At 57.3% G+C, this 15,680-nt stretch carries 15 protein-coding genes; 13 read left to right on the forward strand and 2 right to left on the reverse strand.

Going from position 1 to position 15,680, the window contains the following annotated elements; all coding sequences use genetic code 11:
* Window positions 1-2: 2 nt before the first annotated feature.
* Entirely contained in the window at window positions 3-1,100 is a 1,098-nt protein-coding gene (locus ACR0MS_RS06510; RefSeq protein ID WP_480570827.1) for a PQQ-dependent sugar dehydrogenase, read from the forward strand.
* Here the strand turns inward: ACR0MS_RS06510 and ACR0MS_RS06515 are convergent.
* Window positions 1,097-2,101 (reverse strand): GlxA family transcriptional regulator, encoded by a 1,005-nt coding sequence (locus tag ACR0MS_RS06515; protein WP_480570830.1) that lies wholly within the window; start codon window positions 2,099-2,101, stop codon window positions 1,097-1,099. The two genes, ACR0MS_RS06510 and ACR0MS_RS06515, sit on opposite strands and share 4 nt — an antisense overlap.
* 168 nt (window positions 2,102-2,269) lie before the next feature.
* Here ACR0MS_RS06515 and ACR0MS_RS06520 point away from each other — a divergent pair, with 168 nt between their 5' ends.
* Complete coding sequence (locus ACR0MS_RS06520) at window positions 2,270-3,640, forward strand: class II 3-deoxy-7-phosphoheptulonate synthase (protein WP_480570833.1); 1,371 nt, start codon at window positions 2,270-2,272, stop codon at window positions 3,638-3,640.
* A gap of 33 nt (window positions 3,641-3,673) precedes the next feature.
* Here ACR0MS_RS06520 and ACR0MS_RS06525 read toward each other — a convergent pair whose 3' ends face one another.
* The gene (locus ACR0MS_RS06525; RefSeq protein WP_480570836.1) at window positions 3,674-4,348 is read right to left on the reverse strand and encodes a PAS domain-containing protein; all 675 of its coding nucleotides are present in this window, start codon (window positions 4,346-4,348) and stop codon (window positions 3,674-3,676) included.
* 256 nt (window positions 4,349-4,604) lie between these two features.
* Between ACR0MS_RS06525 and ACR0MS_RS06530 the strand changes: the two genes are divergently transcribed.
* The 11 genes from ACR0MS_RS06530 to ACR0MS_RS06580 all read left to right on the forward strand — a co-directional run bounded on the left by ACR0MS_RS06530 (window position 4,605) and on the right by ACR0MS_RS06580 (window position 15,477).
* Complete coding sequence (locus ACR0MS_RS06530; RefSeq protein WP_480570839.1) at window positions 4,605-5,483, forward strand: YicC/YloC family endoribonuclease; 879 nt, start codon at window positions 4,605-4,607, stop codon at window positions 5,481-5,483.
* Window positions 5,484-5,498: 15 nt separating this feature from the next.
* A complete protein-coding gene (gene gmk, locus ACR0MS_RS06535) occupies window positions 5,499-6,140 on the forward strand; it encodes a guanylate kinase (protein ID WP_480570842.1) in 642 nt (213 codons plus the stop codon).
* Entirely contained in the window at window positions 6,137-6,658 is a 522-nt protein-coding gene (locus ACR0MS_RS06540; protein WP_480570845.1) for a gamma carbonic anhydrase family protein, read from the forward strand. Before gmk ends, ACR0MS_RS06540 begins: the two co-directional genes overlap by 4 nt.
* A 22-nt stretch (window positions 6,659-6,680) precedes the next feature.
* Complete coding sequence (locus tag ACR0MS_RS06545) at window positions 6,681-7,727, forward strand: ATP-binding protein (protein ID WP_480570849.1); 1,047 nt, start codon at window positions 6,681-6,683, stop codon at window positions 7,725-7,727.
* A gap of 195 nt (window positions 7,728-7,922) precedes the next feature.
* A complete protein-coding gene (locus tag ACR0MS_RS06550; RefSeq protein ID WP_480570852.1) occupies window positions 7,923-8,978 on the forward strand; it encodes a substrate-binding domain-containing protein in 1,056 nt (351 codons plus the stop codon).
* Window positions 8,979-9,062: 84 nt separating this feature from the next.
* Window positions 9,063-10,535, forward strand: a complete 1,473-nt coding sequence (gene pstC / locus ACR0MS_RS06555; protein WP_480570855.1) for a phosphate ABC transporter permease subunit PstC — start codon at window positions 9,063-9,065, stop codon at window positions 10,533-10,535.
* Window positions 10,532-11,893: a phosphate ABC transporter permease PstA gene (gene pstA / locus ACR0MS_RS06560; RefSeq protein ID WP_480570858.1), complete on the forward strand. Its 1,362-nt coding sequence runs from the start codon at window positions 10,532-10,534 to the stop codon at window positions 11,891-11,893. Before pstC ends, pstA begins: the two co-directional genes overlap by 4 nt.
* 10 nt (window positions 11,894-11,903) lie before the next feature.
* Window positions 11,904-12,701 (forward strand): phosphate ABC transporter ATP-binding protein PstB, encoded by a 798-nt coding sequence (gene pstB / locus ACR0MS_RS06565; RefSeq protein ID WP_171121437.1) that lies wholly within the window; start codon window positions 11,904-11,906, stop codon window positions 12,699-12,701.
* A gap of 16 nt (window positions 12,702-12,717) precedes the next feature.
* Window positions 12,718-13,428 carry a phosphate signaling complex protein PhoU gene (gene phoU / locus ACR0MS_RS06570; protein ID WP_480570861.1) on the forward strand — a complete coding sequence of 237 codons (711 nt, stop codon included), beginning with the start codon at window positions 12,718-12,720 and terminating at the stop codon, window positions 13,426-13,428.
* Window positions 13,429-13,431: 3 nt separating this feature from the next.
* On the forward strand, window positions 13,432-14,121 hold the full coding sequence (phoB, locus tag ACR0MS_RS06575; RefSeq protein WP_480570864.1) for a phosphate regulon transcriptional regulator PhoB: 690 nt from the start codon (window positions 13,432-13,434) through the stop codon (window positions 14,119-14,121).
* Between the two features lie 126 nt (window positions 14,122-14,247).
* Window positions 14,248-15,477, forward strand: coding sequence for an acyl-CoA dehydrogenase (locus tag ACR0MS_RS06580; protein WP_480570867.1), 1,230 nt, complete (start codon window positions 14,248-14,250; stop codon window positions 15,475-15,477).
* Window positions 15,478-15,680: the final 203 nt, after the last annotated feature.

A 15,680-nucleotide genomic window follows, 5' to 3' on the forward strand; every position in this document is an offset into this window, starting at 1 on the left:
CCATGCTCAGAGCGTTCGCGGTTTTGCTCTTTTCGTTTGGTCCGTTGGTGGCCGAAGCGGATGTATTGAAAACGTCAGCCGGTCCTGTGCAGGTAAGTGCGGTTGTCGATGGGTTGGGTACGCCATGGGCCGTTGGGATTCTGCCAGACGGTAGTTTTCTGGTGACCGAGCGCGACGGGCAACTTTTGTATGTCGCCGATGGGAACGCGCGCCGGGTACGCGGCGTACCAGATGTGGCGGCCAAAGGGCAGGGCGGTTTGCTGGATGTGACCGTCGCGCGGGATTTTGCCCAGAGTCGGGAGATATTTCTGACCTATTCAAAACCTCGAAAAGATGGTGCGGGAACCGCCTTGGCGGTGGCGCGTCTGTCAGAGAACGGAAAACGCCTCACAAACCTACGCATGATTTTTGAAGCCATACCCGGCGGATCAGGGGGTCGGCATTTTGGGTCTCGGGTCGTCGAAGCCAGTGACGGAACCTTGTTTATCACGATCGGTGATCGCGGTGACCGGCCTCAGGCTCAGGACAGGTCGAACCACATTGGTACAGTCGTTCGGATCAATCGCGATGGGTCGGTGCCGTCCGACAACCCATTTGTCGGGCAACCGGATATCAGGCCAGAGATTTGGTCATATGGGCACAGAAACCCTCAGGGCGCGGGTCTTGATGCGCAAGGGCGTCTGTGGACGTCGGAACATGGTGCGCGGGGCGGGGATGAAGTGAACCTGGTTCTGCCGGGCCGCAACTTCGGCTGGCCTGTGATTTCATACGGAAAGCACTATTCCGGTAAATCAATCGGCGAAGGCACCGCGAAATCAGGGATGGAGCAGCCGCAGTTTTACTGGGACCCATCCATCGCACCTTCAGGGTTGATGGTCTATTCGGGAAAACTCTGGCCCGAGTGGGAAGGTGACATCTTTGTAGGTTCGCTCAAGTTCAACTATATCGCCCGGCTTGAAGGATCGCCCCTAAAGGAAGTTGAACAGATCAAAGGAGCCGAGACCGAGCGCGTCCGGGACATTGTCGAGGCGCCCGATGGTTCCATCTGGTTTATTTCCGTCGGAGAAGGAGCGGTTTATCGGATGTCACCCGAGGGTTAAACCGACAAGCGACCACCTTGCGCGCCACGCTCTCTGTAAGGCGTTGTATTGTAATGCGCGCGGTAGCATTTCGAGAAATGCGAGGGGCTGGCAAAGCCACAGGCCAAGGCCACGTTGATCACGCTCATATCCGTTTGCATCAGCAGGTTACGCGCTTTGTGCAGGCGCAGTTCCATATAATACCGTTTCGGCGACCGGCTGAGATAGCGGCGGAACAGGCGTTCCAACTGTCGCGTCGACATGCCCACATCCTTGGCCAGGATCGAGGGCGAGATCGGTTCCTCGATGTTTTTTTCCATCATCAGGATGACTTGGCTCAGCTTGGGATGGCGCACGCCGATACGGGTGGGGGTCGACAGGCGCTGCGTGTCCTGATCCGTGCGGATCGAGGAATAGATCATCTGGTCAGCGACCGCATTGGCAAGGTCTTCGCCGTAGTCGTCCGCGATGATTTTCAGCATCAGATCAATAGATGACGTCCCGCCCGCCGTGGTCATCCGGTTTCCGTCAATCTGGAATACGGATTTCGTCAATTCGACCTCATCAAATTCCTCGATAAAGCTGTCCGAGTTTTCCCAATGGATCGTCGCGCGCTTGCCATCCAGCAACCCGGCCTTGGCCAACGTATAGGCCGCTGTGCACAGACCGCCGATTTTCAGGCCACGCCGGGCTTCGCGCCGCACCCAATTCAAGACCTTCTTGGTGGTGGCCGCCTGTACGTCGACGCCGCCGCATATCATGACAACGGCATCGCGCTGCAGTTCGCTCAGATCAGTGTCCAGCTTGAACTCGGTCCCGGCCGAGCATTTGACGGTCTCACCGCCTTCGCCCGCAAAGGTCCACGTATAAAGCTCTTTATCCGCCATGCGGTTGGCAATACGCAGGCTATCCAGCGCCGAGGCAAACGACAGCAACGAGAATTTGTCCAGCAGGACAAATACGAAATTCTTAGGGTTGGCCGCAGTGTCTTCCACCGTGACAACTTGGCGTTGCTCTTGCATGGCGAGGTGTCCTTGATTCGGCGCCTGATGACGTTGCGTCGGCGACAGATTTGACAGCTACCATGATCAAAGCTTGTTTCCCGCGTCAAGAGGCACAAATCGCATATGGTCACTCTTCAAAGCATTTTGTATAGAGACGACCTGAATACTTCAGCGGAGATCAAAGCTATGACCGAGTGGCAAAAATCGAACTGGCGCAACAAGCCCCGGGTTCAGATGCCAGATTATACCGACGCGGCCGCGCTGTCCAAGGTCGAGGCCCAGCTTTCGCAGTATCCCCCGCTGGTTTTTGCCGGGGAAGCGCGCCGTTTGAAACAGCTTTTGGGAGCTGCCGGACGCGGCGAGGCGTTCCTGCTGCAAGGCGGCGATTGTGCTGAAAGCTTTGAACAATTCAGCGCCGACGCAATTCGCGACACGTTCAAGGTGATGCTGCAAATGGCGATGGTGCTGACATATGGCGCCAAAGTTCCCGTGGTCAAAGTTGGCCGGATGGCCGGACAATTTGCCAAGCCTCGCAGCGCCCCGACCGAGGTTGTCGATGGTGTGGAGCTGCCAAGCTATCGCGGTGACATCATCAACGAACTGGCGTTCACGCCCGAGGCACGTATCCCGAATCCGGGCAAAATGTTGCAGGCCTATACGCAGGCTGCGGCGACGCTGAACCTTCTGCGTGCTTTCTCGACCGGTGGTTTCGCCGATATGAGCATGGTGCATTCGTGGACTTTGGGCTTCACGGATGAACAGGACGTTCAGAAATACTCTGAAATCGCCGACCGGATTCAGGACACGATCGACTTTATGCACGCGGCTGGGATCACTGCCGACACCACGCATGAGTTCTCGACCGTGGAATTCTACACCAGTCACGAAAGCCTGCTGCTGGAATACGAAGAGGCGCTGACGCGTCTGGATTCGACCTCGGGCAACTGGCTGGCCGGGTCTGGCCATATGATCTGGATCGGCGACCGCACCCGTCAGCCCGACGGTGCGCATGTCGAATTCTGCCGCGGAGTGTTGAACCCGATTGGTCTGAAATGCGGTCCGACGACGACGGCGGAGGACCTGAAGGTTCTGATGTCCAAACTGAACCCCGAAAACGAAGAGGGTCGCCTGACCCTGATCGCGCGGTTCGGAGCGGGTAAGGCCGGTGAGCATCTGCCGCGTCTGGTCAAGGCCGTAAAGGAAGAGGGTGCCAAGGTGACATGGGTCTGCGATCCGATGCACGGCAACACCATCAAATCGGCAACCGGCTACAAGACGCGTCCGTTTGATTCAGTCCTGCGCGAAGTTCGCGACTTCTTTGGCGTGCACCAGGCCGAGGGTACCATCCCCGGTGGTGTCCATTTCGAGATGACCGGTCTGGACGTGACCGAATGCACAGGCGGCGTGCGCGCCGTGAGCGAAGAGGATCTGTCTGATCGCTACCACACGGCCTGCGACCCGCGTCTGAACGCGACTCAATCCCTTGAATTGGCTTTCCTCGTGGCCGAGGAACTGACCAACCTGAGGCGAGACCGTAGCAAACGGGCGGTGAGCTAAACACATTGAAAAAGCGGGCCAAGGCCCGCTTTTTTATTCATCTCGCGACACGACCAAACGCAGGTGAGGCTTAGGGCGCTCGAACTCCCTTTGCCCCTCGGCAAACCCTGCTGACACCGGTTCAATGGTCGTTCGCGGCGATTGAACGGATGCCACTGCGCGTACCGTCTGACCAAGCACATCGAACCGCCTTGGCGTAGCGCCGATCGCGCCATTACTGGAAAGAACGCCCAACACGCGGCTGATGTCCCCCAGATCGCTTTTTAGGGGGAGCAGGATCATGCGTGCATGCAAATGGGCGCGCCCCGGTTTTCCGGCGCCCTCAAGTTCAAACTCTGCAATCGCAGGCCCCGCAAAAACCTGTTCAAGAGTTTCCGTTACCGGTGATCGCGCGGGTGGTTCGAAAAACGCGGTCAAAGGCATGCCCCGCACCTCCATACCCGCAAGCCTGTTCAAATGACTGCCCGCGAGACGAAACCGGGCAAGACCGGGCGCGATACGTTCGAGGATAAAGGTGTATTCCAGAATGTTCTCAAGCCCACGCGGTTCAATCTGCGATCGCATTGGAACTTCGCTGCCCGATAACAGGGCACTCCAGTAAGCTTCTGCCTGGCGAATAGGAGAAAATATGCGGCCACTGTCAAAGCGATCCATCGCGATGATCTTTCCAAAGCTAGACCCGGACCCGTTTCCGAAAATGGTTTTCATTTCATAGCCCTAACGCCAATTGGCCATCATTTTCCTAAAATGCCAGATATCGGGGGCATTTTTTGAATGACCAGTTCTGACAGGGGCCAAACTGACATGAGTGGAGCCAATCTTGGAGGAATTCTTTAATGAATGGTTAACTTAAGGGTGCGGAACCGAAACTCAGCAAACTCTTGCCCTGCGTGCTGTGATGGCATTAGGTGCGGTCAAGCATTCTGAGACGCGCAGCGATGAAAGGGCGGGCATGATCAGATCCATGACTGGATTTGCCTCGGGCAAGGGGGCGTATGGACCGCATAGCTGGACGTGGGAGCTGCGCAGCGTCAATGGCAAGGGGCTGGACATGCGCGTGCGTGTCCCGGAATGGCTGACCGGGTTAGAGGTCGCATTGCGCGGGCAGATGTCCAAGGCGCTGAGCCGGGGAAACGTCACGCTGTCCCTGCGGCTTAACCGCGATGAAACTGTGCCTGACCTTGTTTTGAACGATGCCGCAATGGGGGCTGTGCTGGAGGCTTTGGCAAAAACGCAGCAGATGGCAGAAGCGCGGGATGTCGTGCTTGCCCCATCGCGTGCATCTGACCTTATCGCGTTAAAGGGCATGCTGGATGCAGGCAGCGACGTGGACGATCCAGCGCCGTTGGTCGAACATCTAAGCGCAGAATTCCCCGCTCTCTTGGCCGAATTTATCGCGATGCGCGAAACCGAAGGTCAGGCGCTTGCGAACATAATGAACGGTCAGCTGGATCTGGTGGCGAAATTGACGGAACAGGCCGCGGAACTGGCGGAACAGCGCAAGGACAAGGTCGCGGATTCTCTGCGAGAGAACCTGTCCCGCGTCATGGACAACGCGCAGGGTGTCGATCCGGACCGTGTTGCGCAAGAACTGGCCCTAATTGCGGTCAAAGCTGACATCACGGAAGAAATTGATCGCCTGAAAGCGCATGTCTTAGCTGCGCGGGACTTGCTGGTACAGGACGTTGCCGTGGGCCGAAAGCTTGATTTTCTGATGCAGGAGTTCAACCGAGAGGCCAATACCCTTTGCTCCAAGGCGCAAAGTGCCGATCTGACTTCGGTAGGGCTTGAGTTGAAGGCCGTAATAGATCAGATGCGCGAGCAAGTTCAGAACGTGGAATAACGACAGGAGCGCCAAATGGCGGATCGACGCGGCCTACTTATCATTCTGTCCTCGCCATCCGGTGCAGGCAAATCCACATTGGCCAAGCGGCTGATGCAGTGGGATACCGATCTGGAGTTTTCGGTCTCGGCCACCACCCGCGCCCCGCGCCCGGGCGAAGAACACGGACGTGAGTATTTCTTTCTGACAGAGGATGCGTTCAAACAGCAGGTCGCAGAAGGCCAGATGTTGGAACACGCGCATGTTTTCGGTAACTTCTACGGCTCACCCGCCGGGCCGGTCCGCGACTCGATCAACAGCGGTAAAGACGTTTTGTTCGACGTGGATTGGCAAGGTGAAGTTCAAATCCGCAACTCGGACCTCGGCAAACACGCGCTTTCGATCTTTATCCTGCCACCGTCGATCCCTGAACTGCGCCGTCGTCTGGAAAGTCGAGGGCAGGACAGCGCCGATGTGATCGCCAAGCGGATGCTCAAAAGCTGGGATGAGATCAGTCATTGGGGGTATTATGATTACGTTCTGGTCAATGACGATCTCGACTCGACAGAAGAAAAACTGAAGACCATCGTCAGCGCCGAACGCATGCGCCGCATTCAGCAACCGAGCCTTCAAAACCACGTTCGCGCGCTCCAAAACGAATTCGAGGGCCTGTCATGACCATTTACGCTCTTGGTGAGCATTCACCGCAAATTCACGATGACACATGGGTTGCACCGGATGCCAACCTGATCGGAAAAGTGGTGATGGAGCAGGGCGCCTCGGTCTGGTTCGGCTGCACCCTTCGCGCCGACCACGAGGAAATCCGCGTCGGCGAGGGCAGCAATGTGCAGGAAAACTGCGTCATGCATGTCGATCCCGGCTTTCCGCTGTCCATCGGCCAGAATTGCACCATTGGCCACAAGGTCATGTTGCATGGTTGTACGATTGGCGAGAACTCTTTGATCGGAATGGGGGCGATCGTCCTGAATGGGGCGAAGATCGGCAAGAACTGCCTGATCGGGGCAGGGGCTTTGATTACAGAGGGCAAAGAGATCCCGGATAACTCATTGGTGATGGGATCGCCGGGTAAGGTCGTGCGCCAGTTGGATGATGCGGCCACACAGCGACTGACCCTTAGCGCCCTGCATTATCAGATCAACATGCGTAAGTTCCGGGACACCATGAAGGCGGTCTGATCACCGTCACGGGATTGATTCCATGTCAAACGACCAGCTTTCCGAATTTGTCTCGGCCGTTCCAATGCCGGCTTTAATGGTTGATCAGACGGAACGCATTATAGCCGCGAACACGGATGCCAAAACCTTGCTTGGCGCGGGGATCGAGGGCCGGCATTTCGCAACGATTCTGAGACAGCCTCAGGTCATCGAAGCCATGGAGCAGAGCCTTCGGACAAAAGGCCCGGCGAAAACGCGCCATCTGGCAAATGACGGGGCGCAGGACACAACCTTCGAAGTGCAGTGCCGATATATGAAGGGTGTCGGAGCTGTTTCTGGCGGTGCGGTGCTGGCCATCTTTCAGGACGTCACCCATCTGGAGCAAGCCGGTCAAATGCGCCGGGACTTCGTTGCCAATGTCAGTCACGAGCTGCGAACTCCGCTGACTGCCTTGATGGGATTCATTGAAACGCTGCGGGGACCCGCCCGTGACGATGCCGTCGCGCGCGAGCGATTTCTTCAGATCATGACCGACGAAGCCAACCGCATGAACAGGCTTGTCGGCGACTTGCTGTCGCTGAACCGAGTTGAAAGCGAAGAGCGTGTCCGTCCGAAAGAGCAACTGGAGTTGACGGGACTGTTGCAGTCGATTCTGAACTCGGTACGCCCGCTGGCCGAGGACGCGGGTGTCCAACTGACCCTTTCGGCTTGTCAGGGGCCTGTTACGTTAACTGGTGACAGCGACCAGTTGCGTCAGGTTTTCACCAACCTGATCGAAAACGGTATCAAATACGGCGGCAGCGGCGGAGTGGTCGAGGTGCGCATCACGTCCTCGGAACGGGATACGGCGATGCGTGGCCCTGCTGTGCGGGTACAGGTTATCGACAAAGGGCCGGGAATCGATGCGACACATCTGCCGCGTTTGACTGAGCGATTCTATCGCGCCGACAGTCATAGATCGCGCGAACTGGGCGGAACCGGGTTGGGCTTGGCAATTGTGAAACATATCGTAAACCGCCACCGGGGTCGCCTGCGCGTGGAAAGTGACCTTGGAAAAGGTTCTGTGTTTACAGTTATTTTGCCGCGATAATTCGGTTTCCTATCTGTTCGGGTCCGAACAGTTTTTAATTTCTAACTCACGTTATTTCCGTTACGACACCTTCAAACAAAGTAACTTGTCATAAAAGCGTTACAAACCTGTCACAAAAGACTTACGCACGGCTCTTAGGGGTGCCGCAGGATCATCATGGGGGTGATCAAATTCTATCCTTTCAGGGAGACTGAAATGTCCTTTGTAAAACTGTCGGCTTCGGCTCTTGCCATCTCTGCAATCTCGGCCACTGCTGCCGCTGCTCGTGATCAGGTTCAGGTAGCCGGTTCCTCGACCGTTCTGCCTTATGCTTCGATCGTTGCTGAAGCCTTCGGTGAAAACTTTGACTTCCCGACACCGGTTGTTGAATCGGGCGGTTCGTCCGCTGGCCTCAAGCGCTTCTGTGAAGGTGTTGGCGAAAACACCATCGACGTTGCCAACGCATCGCGGGCTATCCGCGAAAAAGAAATCAAAGCCTGTGCCGAAAACGGTGTAACTGACATCATCGAAGTTCAGATCGGCTATGACGGCATCGTGTTCGCATCCGACATCAACGGCAACTCGTTCGAGTTCACCCCGGAAGACTGGTACAAAGCCCTGTCCGCTCAGATCGTCGTGGACGGCCAGCTGGTCGACAACCCGAACAAAACCTGGGCCGACGTGAACCCCGCGTTCCCGGCACAGCCGATTGCGGCCTTCATCCCCGGCACCAAGCACGGCACCCGTGAAGTGTTCGAAGACAAGGTGATCCTGGCCGGGTGCGAGCATCTGGGCGATTTCGACGTCTACAAAGCCGCCGCAGAAGGCGACAGCGATAAGGCCAAGAAGAAAGCGGCCGAGAAAGCCTGTATCGCTCTGCGCACCGACGGCGTGTCGGTCGACATCGACGGCGACTACACCGAAACTCTGGCCCGCATCGACAGCAACAAGGACGGCATCGGCGTATTTGGTCTGGCCTTCTACGAGAACAACACCGACAAGCTGCAAGTTGCGACCATGTCCGGTATCGTTCCTTCGACCGAGTCGATCGCTTCGGGTGAGTATCCGGTTTCGCGTCCGCTGTTCTTCTATGTGAAGAAAGCCCACATCGGCGTGATCCCAGGCCTGAAAGAATACGCTGAGTTCTTCGTCGCAGACGAGATCGCAGGTCCCGACGGCCCGCTGGCCGAGTACGGTCTGGTCTCGGATCCTGAACTGGCGAAAGTACAGGAAACCGTTGCGAACGAAACCGTTCTGGGCGGCGGTTCCTAATCAATCTTGTGAACGGAACCGGGGCGTATTATTCGCGCCCCGGTTCTTTTTGACTCCTCCCCTTGCGATACCATCGGAGCTCTCATGGCATTATCCTGGCTGCTGCTTATCCTGCTTGCGCTGGCAGTGATCGGTTTCTTCACGGGCCGTTCCCGTGCCTTGGCAAGCGCAGGAGGAGACGCGCGCGAATTGCATTCGTTACCGTCCTATTATGGCTACAATGTCGCCCTGACAGCTTTGGTCCCGGCATTGGGCGTTCTGATTGTCTGGCTTCTGGTTCAGCCGATGATCGTGAACAGCACGGTTTCCGGCCTCATTCCCGAGCAGTCTATCCCTGAGGGTTCAGATCGCGGCCTAATCATGAGCGAAGTGCGCCGCGTGGCTGTTGGGCTGGAAGGGGCAGTCGCCGCAGGAGCAATGACCGAAGCGCAAGCGCAGGACGCGAATTCGGATATTGAACAGCTGACGACAACATTGAAAGACGCCGGACAAGTTCTGACGCAAGAGATTTCTCAGCCGATCCTGATCGCGGCGCAAAAGTACCGCAATATGACATCGACCGGGACGGTTACGATGCAGGTCATCGTGCTGGCCGTTGCGCTGCTGGGCGCGGCCTTTGCCTATATCCGCACGCACAAAGAATTCCGCGCCCGCAACGTGGTGGAGCAGGGCGTTCTGGCGCTGTTGCTGTTGGCCGCGTCCATCGCGATCCTGACCACCGTGGGCATCGTTCTGTCGATGTTCTTTGAGACGCTGAACTTCTTCCAGCTACATTCGTGGAAGGATTTCTTCTTTGGCAGCACATGGGCGCCCAACTTCCGAGGTGGTTCCGAGCTGTCGATCCTGCCGTTACTTTGGGGCACGCTTTATATCTCGGTGATCGCGTTGTTGGTGGCAGTGCCGATTGGCCTGTTCGCGGCGATTTACCTGTCGGAATACGCATCCGGTGCGACCCGCTCGATTGCCAAGCCTCTGCTGGAAATCCTCGCCGGTATCCCGACCATCGTTTACGGTCTGTTTGCCCTGCTGACAGTCGGCCCCGCGCTGGTGTCGATGTTTGGTGAGGGCGGCATGTTGGGCGTGGGCTGGATGGCCAGTTCCAACGCCGTGCTGACAGCGGGTCTGGTGATGGGTATCATGCTGATCCCGTTCGTGTCCTCGCTGTCCGATGACATTATCAACGCGGTGCCGCAGTCGATGCGCGATGGCTCTCTGGGGCTGGGTGCCACCAAATCCGAGACCGTGCGTCAGGTGGTTCTGCCTGCAGCGCTGCCGGGGATCGTGGGTGCGATCCTACTGGCCGCCAGCCGCGCCATTGGTGAGACGATGATCGTGGTGATGGCCGCCGGTGCAATCGCCAAATTCTCGGGCAACCCGTTCGAGGCGATGACCACCATCACAACCCGGATCGTCAGCCAGTTGACCGGCGATACCGACTTTGCCAGCCCTGAAACGCTGGTGGCTTTTGCGCTGGGTCTGACCCTGTTCATCATCACGCTGGGGCTTAATATCTTCGCCCTTTATATCGTACGCAAATACCGGGAGCAGTACGAATGACCGATATTTCCCAAACCCCAGGCGCTGCTCCTGCTGCGAAGCCCAAAGGTGGCTCACTGTTCGAGAAAGACGCGCGCACCAAACGCCGTAACGCGGCCGAGGGACGGTTCAAACTGTACGGGATTGCCGCTATCGGTATCGGCCTGCTGATGCTGATCGTGCTGGTCACGAATATCGTGACTGCGGGGACCGGCGCGTTTCAGCAGACGTTTCTTGAGCTGAATGTCGAACTAAAGGCCGACAAGCTGGACAAGAAGGGCAACCGCAATATCGAAGACATCAAAAAGGTCTCGACCTTCGGATACGCCCCGCTGATCGCCTCGGCACTTGAGACGGAAGTGCAAGAGCTGGGTATCCAAACCGACCTGAAGCCCAAAGAGATGGGCAAGATCCTGTCCAAAGCGGCTCAGGCCGAGCTGCGGAACTATGTCATCAAGAACCCCGACGAGATCGGAAATACCGTTAGCTTCCGCTTTTTGGTCAACAGCCGCGTCGATGGCTACATGAAAGGCCGCGTGACCCGCGAGTCCATCGCCAATGACAAAAGCATCACGGTCGCTCAACTGGATTTCGTGGATCAACTGCGGGATGCGGGCGTACTGTACAAGGCGTTTAACCCCGATTTCATCTTCGGGGCGGACGCGTCCGACCAACGGCCCGAGGCTGCGGGGATCGGCGTGTCGATGCTGGGATCGTTGTTCATGATGTTCGTGGTGCTGGCTTTGGCGCTGCCGATTGGCGTGGCCGCCTCGATCTATCTTGAGGAATTCGCGCCGCAGAACCGGCTGACGGATATCATCGAGGTGAATATCTCGAACCTGGCTGCTGTACCGTCGATTGTGTTCGGTATTCTGGGTTTGGCCGTGTTCATCAACTATATGCATCTGTCGACTTCGGCCCCGCTGGTGGGTGGTCTGGTGCTGACGCTGATGACACTGCCGACGATCATCATCTCGACCCGCGCGTCGCTCAAGGCGGTTCCGCCGTCGATCCGGGATGCCGCGCTTGGGGTAGGGGCCTCGAAAATGCAGGCCGTGTTCCACCACGTTCTGCCGCTGGCCGCGCCGGGCATTCTGACCGGAACAATCATTGGTCTGGCACAGGCGCTTGGCGAAACCGCGCCGCTGCTGCTGATCGGAATGGTGGGCTTTATCGCCTCGAACCCGCCGGATGGGATTGTGGCGGGTTTCCTGTCGCCGAACTCGGCTATGCCGGCGCAGATCTATGAATGGTCCAAACGCGCTGACCCTGCTTTTTACGAACGTGCTTGGGGGGGCATCATCATACTGTTGATCTTCCTCGTGACAATGAACACCATCGCGGTACTCCTGCGCCGCCGCTTTGAACGCCGCTGGTAAGGGGCTTATTATGAACGACATGACACGAGTGGAGAGAGCCGTGGACTCCAAAGCTATCAAGATCGCCGCGAACAAGGTTCAGGTCTATTACGGCGACACTCACGCCATCAAGGACGTGAATGTTGAGATCGAAGAAAAGACCGTGACCGCATTCATCGGCCCGTCGGGTTGCGGCAAGTCCACCTTTTTGCGCTGCCTGAACCGGATGAATGACACGATCGACATCTGCCGGGTCGAGGGCGACATCCTGCTGGACGGCGAGGATATCTACGACAAGCGCGTCGACCCAGTTCAGTTGCGCGCCAAGGTGGGCATGGTGTTCCAAAAGCCGAACCCGTTTCCCAAGTCGATCTATGACAACGTGGCTTACGGTCCGCGTATCCACGGTCTGGCCAAGAACAAAGCGGAACTGGATGAGATCGTTGAGAAATCCCTGCGTCGCGGTGCGATCTGGGATGAGGTCAAGGATCGTCTGGACGCCCCCGGCACCGGTCTTTCCGGTGGTCAGCAGCAGCGCCTGTGCATCGCGCGCGCCATTGCAACCGCGCCTGAGGTTTTGCTGATGGACGAGCCATGCTCGGCCCTGGACCCGATTGCTACCGCGCAGGTCGAAGAGCTGATTGATGAGCTGCGCTCGCGCTATTCGGTGGTGATCGTGACCCACTCGATGCAGCAAGCAGCGCGGGTTAGCCAAAAAACAGCATTTTTCCACCTTGGGAACCTCGTCGAATTTGGCGAGACAGGCCAGATCTTCACCAACCCCGAAGATCCCCGCACCGAAAGCTACATCACCGGCCGGATCGGTTGAGGACAGGGATTTGACTATGAGCGAACAACATATTGCATCCGTTTTCGACCGCGATCTCGAGGCGATACAGGCCCATATCATGAAGATGGGCGGTCTGGTCGAGGCTGCCATCATGGGCGCGGCCCGATCGCTGGAATCGCGCGATGAGGAACTGGCCCAGCAGGTCCGCGCCGGTGACAAAGCGATCGACGCGCTGGAAGAGTTGATCGACGAAGAAACCGCCCGCCTGATCGCGCTGCGTGCGCCCACGGCCAGCGATCTGCGTCTGGTTCTGTCAGTTCTGAAGGTTTCGGGCAATCTGGAACGCATCGGGGACTATGCCAAAAACATCGCCAAGCGGACCACGGTTCTGGTCAATGCGGGCGAGATCAACGGCAGTGCCGCCGCCCTGCGCCGCATGGCGCGCGAGGTGGAACATATGCTGCGGGATGCCTTGGACGCCTATATCCAACGGGACGCGGAATTGGCGACCGATGTCATCAACCGCGACGAAGAAGTCGACCAGATGTATAACGGCCTGTTCCGCGAGTTCCTGACCTTTATGGCCGAAGACCCGCGCAACATCTCGTCCTGTATGCACTTGCATTTCATCGCCAAGAATATTGAACGGATGGGCGACCATGTCACCGCCATCGCCGAACAGGTTGTCTATCTGGTGACCGGCGAACGCCCGGCCGAGGCGCGCCCCAAGGCCGATATCACCTCGCACACCCCTCAGGAGATCTGACCGATGTCTGCGGACCAACCGACCGTTCTTGTTGTCGAGGATGAATTGGCCCAACGCGAAGTGCTGGCCTATAACCTTGAAGCTGAAGGTTTCCGTGTTTCCAAAGCCGCCAGTGGTGACGAAGCCATGCTGTTGGTCGATGAGGACAATCCGGACATCATTGTTCTGGATTGGATGATGCCCAATCTCAGCGGGATCGAAGTGTGCCGCAGGCTGAAATCCCGCCCTGATACGCGCTCTATTCCGATCATTATGCTATCGGCCCGCACGGAAGAGGTCGACAAGGTGCGCGGTCTGGAAACCGGCGCAGATGATTACGTGGTCAAGCCCTATTCGGTTGTTGAACTGATGGCGCGGGTGCGCACTCAGTTGCGCCGGGTCCGTCCGGCCACGGTTGGCATCCGGCTGGAGTTTGACGACATCATTCTGGATTCCGAAACACATAAGGTCAGCCGTGACAGTAAACCTCTGAAGCTAGGCCCGACAGAATTCCGGCTTCTGAGCACGTTCATGGAAAAGCCGGGCCGTGTCTGGAGCCGTGAACAGTTGTTAGACCGGGTCTGGGGCCGCGATATCTATGTCGATACCCGCACCGTAGACGTGCATATAGGTCGACTGCGCAAAGCGTTGACGCAGCATGGCGGCGAAGATCCCGTTCGCACAGTGCGTGGAGCAGGCTACGCTCTGGGGTAAAATAAAGGGTAGGGGGCATTCTCATTCAACTATGAGAAAAACTCATGCCAAGTTGCGAATCTCTTACTGTCATTTGAGGGACCGTCAGGTTAGGTTGCGCCCAAGAAATTGGACCGGAGATAGACCATGAACGCCCCTGACACGAAGCCCACCTTGCGCGCCAAAGATGCACCGGACTTGGGGCAGTTCGCCTGGGACGATCCGTTCCGCCTGTCTGATCAGTTGACGGAAGACGAGCGGATGATTTCCGCCAGTGCGCGGGCTTATGCGCAGGAAAAACTTCAACCGCGAGTCACCGACGCCTTTCAGAACGAAGAAACCGACCCGGAAATCTTTCGGGAAATGGGTGAAATGGGCCTGTTGGGGACGACGATCCCTGAGGAATACGGCGGTTTGGGCGGCGGCTATGTTTCCTACGGTTTGGTCGCCCGTGAGGTAGAGCGTGTGGATTCGGGTTATCGCTCGATGATGTCGGTGCAAAGCTCATTGGTGATGTACCCGATCTATGCTTACGGCAGCGAAGACCAACGTCGAAAGTACTTGCCCAAACTTGCCAGCGGTGAGTGGATTGGGTGTTTCGGCCTGACTGAACCGGACGCGGGCTCGGACCCGGCCGGTATGAAGACCCGTGCCGAAAAGATTGATGGCGGTTACCGTCTGACCGGCAGCAAAATGTGGATCTCGAACTCTCCGATTGCGGATGTTTTCGTGATCTGGGCCAAGTCCGATGCGCATGACGATAAAATTCGCGGGTTCGTTCTGGATAAAGGTCTCAAGGGGCTGAGCGCGCCGAAAATCCAAAACAAGATGAGCTTGCGCGCGTCAATCACCGGCGAGATCGTTTTGGACGGTGTCGAAGTGGGCGAGGACGCTCTGTTACCGCATGTGCAAGGCTTGAAAGGTCCGTTTGGGTGTCTGAATCGTGCGCGCTACGGTATTAGTTGGGGCGCAATGGGGGCGGCCGAGGCTTGCTGGCACGGCGCGCGTCAGTATGGTTTGGACCGAAAGCAATTCGATAAACCTTTAGCCCAAACCCAGTTGTTTCAGCGCAAGCTGGCCGACATGCAGACCGAGATTGCGCTGGGACTTCAAGGCAGCCTGCGCGTCGGTCGGTTGATGGATCAGGCCGAAGCAGCGCCCGAGATGATCTCGATCGTCAAGCGCAATAATTGCGGCAAGGCGCTGGAGATCGCACGCATGGCCCGTGACATGCATGGCGGCAACGGTATTTCGCTGGAATTTCAGGTGATCCGCCACATGGTCAATCTTGAGACGGTTAATACCTATGAAGGAACGCATGACGTGCATGCCTTGATCCTTGGACGCGCGCAAACCGGATTGCAGGCGTTTTACTAAGGGAAACCTTTCTGGGGTTTTGGAATCGCAGGATGAAAGTCCTGCGATTTTTCTTTGGGGGCGTTTGTGACGAATGCAGTCACCGCCATATGTGTTGCAACCAAGTAGAAATGTCACTGGGTCTGCAAAGTAGAAATGTCCCAGTTGCCGCGGAACGGTAGTGCAGCCTGACAGGGTGGAGACCTCAAACATCGGAGCCCTGG

The organism is Ruegeria sp. CJ2 (genome assembly GCF_056536745.1).

Bases quoted from the DNA above. Each gene is read 5' to 3' on its own strand.
- ACR0MS_RS06540 (WP_480570845.1), top strand. From the start codon at position 6,137: ATGACCATTTACGCTCTTGGTGAGCATTCACCGCAAATTCACGATGAC.
- ACR0MS_RS06545 (WP_480570849.1), top strand. From the start codon at position 6,681: ATGTCAAACGACCAGCTTTCCGAATTTGTCTCGGCCGTTCCAATGCCG.
- ACR0MS_RS06510 (WP_480570827.1), top strand. From the start codon at position 3: ATGCTCAGAGCGTTCGCGGTTTTGCTCTTTTCGTTTGGTCCGTTGGTG.
- pstC (WP_480570855.1), top strand. From the start codon at position 9,063: ATGGCATTATCCTGGCTGCTGCTTATCCTGCTTGCGCTGGCAGTGATC.
- ACR0MS_RS06525 (WP_480570836.1), bottom strand. From the start codon at position 4,348: ATGAAAACCATTTTCGGAAACGGGTCCGGGTCTAGCTTTGGAAAGATC.
- gmk (WP_480570842.1), top strand. From the start codon at position 5,499: ATGGCGGATCGACGCGGCCTACTTATCATTCTGTCCTCGCCATCCGGT.
- pstB (WP_171121437.1), top strand. From the start codon at position 11,904: ATGAACGACATGACACGAGTGGAGAGAGCCGTGGACTCCAAAGCTATC.
- phoU (WP_480570861.1), top strand. From the start codon at position 12,718: ATGAGCGAACAACATATTGCATCCGTTTTCGACCGCGATCTCGAGGCG.
- ACR0MS_RS06520 (WP_480570833.1), top strand. From the start codon at position 2,270: ATGACCGAGTGGCAAAAATCGAACTGGCGCAACAAGCCCCGGGTTCAG.
- pstA (WP_480570858.1), top strand. From the start codon at position 10,532: ATGACCGATATTTCCCAAACCCCAGGCGCTGCTCCTGCTGCGAAGCCC.
- ACR0MS_RS06580 (WP_480570867.1), top strand. From the start codon at position 14,248: ATGAACGCCCCTGACACGAAGCCCACCTTGCGCGCCAAAGATGCACCG.
- phoB (WP_480570864.1), top strand. From the start codon at position 13,432: ATGTCTGCGGACCAACCGACCGTTCTTGTTGTCGAGGATGAATTGGCC.
- ACR0MS_RS06515 (WP_480570830.1), bottom strand. From the start codon at position 2,101: ATGCAAGAGCAACGCCAAGTTGTCACGGTGGAAGACACTGCGGCCAAC.
- ACR0MS_RS06550 (WP_480570852.1), top strand. From the start codon at position 7,923: ATGTCCTTTGTAAAACTGTCGGCTTCGGCTCTTGCCATCTCTGCAATC.
- ACR0MS_RS06530 (WP_480570839.1), top strand. From the start codon at position 4,605: ATGACTGGATTTGCCTCGGGCAAGGGGGCGTATGGACCGCATAGCTGG.